The sequence below is a fragment of the Streptomyces sp. NPDC006879 genome (assembly GCF_042869595.1).
GTDB lineage: Bacteria > Actinomycetota > Actinomycetes > Streptomycetales > Streptomycetaceae > Streptomyces.
Map to the genome: position 1 here is coordinate 1 of NZ_JBIAGC010000111.1, position 1,319 is coordinate 1,319.

The window sequence follows — 1,319 nt, forward strand, 5'->3', positions numbered from 1 at the left end:
AGCAGGTGGGCGCGGATGTTCCTGAACCCCCGGCGGACCCGGGCCGGGGTGAGACGTTCGGGCTTGGCCGGCTTTTCCCAGGGCCGGCGGAGGTCTGCGGCCAGCGGCCGGGCGAGACGGAGCTGGGTGTGGGCGACGACCACGAGCCAGGTCCACCGGTCCGCGGCCTCGGGAGTACGGACCTTCGGCGTGGTCCAGCCGAGAGTCTGTTTGGTGAACCGGAAGGTGTGCTCAAGATCGAATCTCCTGAGGAACACCTGCCACCACAGATCCACGTCTGCCGGGGCGGCGCCAGTCCTGGAGGACCACAGCCAGACCGGCGGTGCTTCCCGTTCCTTGGAGAGGTGCTCGACCTTCAGCCGGACCAAGGTGCCCTCGACGACAGGGAGTTCACCGTCGTGCTCCAGCCAGGCCGAGCGGTGGGTCAGCCTGGGGTGGACCCGGTCCCACGCCTGGGCTTCGGCCTTGCCGTAGTTGGCGGTGTCGGTGACCGTGGTGACCGCCGCCTCGGGCCAGGTCTCGGGTGTGGCGAAGCGGAACTCCTTGCCGTGCTTCGGTGGCCTGCCACCTTGGGGATAGGCCAGGGCGTACTCCTTGGGCGAGGGCTTGGGCAGCCGTATCACCCGGTCACCGCGGACCCGCCCGACCAGTTCGACAGGAAGATCCTGCAGGACCCAGGCCAGGCGGGTGACGTCGTATCCCGCGTCCATGACGATCGTGATGTCCGGGTCGCCGGGCGCCCACTGGCCGGCGGAGATGAGCCGCTCGGCCACGGCGCGGAGCTGGGCGGCGGTGACGGCGGTCGCATCGTCTTCGGGCCCGAGCCGGACCACGTCCAGGACCGACGTCCATGAAGTGGCTCCCGGTTCGAGGACGGCGACGAACGAGTACGGCCAGCCCGGGATGAACTGCGAGGCGGACTTCGCGCGGCCGTAGACGTGGCAGAACAACCTCTCCGCCGAGCACGGCGCATCCGAGCGCAGCCACGGCGACACATCCACGGCCAGGACCAGGCGCCCGCCCTCGAAACGCGGCAGTGGCAACCCGGCAAGCACCATCCGCAGACGGGTGACGTCGATCCGGCCGTGGTTGAGGGCGCCGTACAGCGCACCGTGCCCACGGCGGTGTTCGGGCACCAACGTCAGATCCACCGGCGTTCTCACCGGGCCCTCCGCACACAGCACCGCGTCCACCAACTCGAACAATTCGTCGCGCCTGGCGGTGAGGCATGCGTAGAAAGCACCCCGGAAGCGTGACGCTTCCGCGAACGCTTCCGGGCGGACGTCATCAGGCGGCAGACTCGCCATCACGGCCTTCGT

The 1,319-nt window shown here is 69.5% G+C and carries 1 protein-coding gene; it reads right to left on the reverse strand.

Going from position 1 to position 1,319, the window contains the following annotated elements:
• Positions 1 to 1,307, reverse strand: a 1,307-nt coding sequence (locus tag ACFYMC_RS29780) for an NF041680 family putative transposase (protein WP_388531285.1), incomplete at its 3' end; no start/stop codon positions are given.
• Between the last annotated feature and the right edge of the window lie 12 nt (positions 1,308 to 1,319).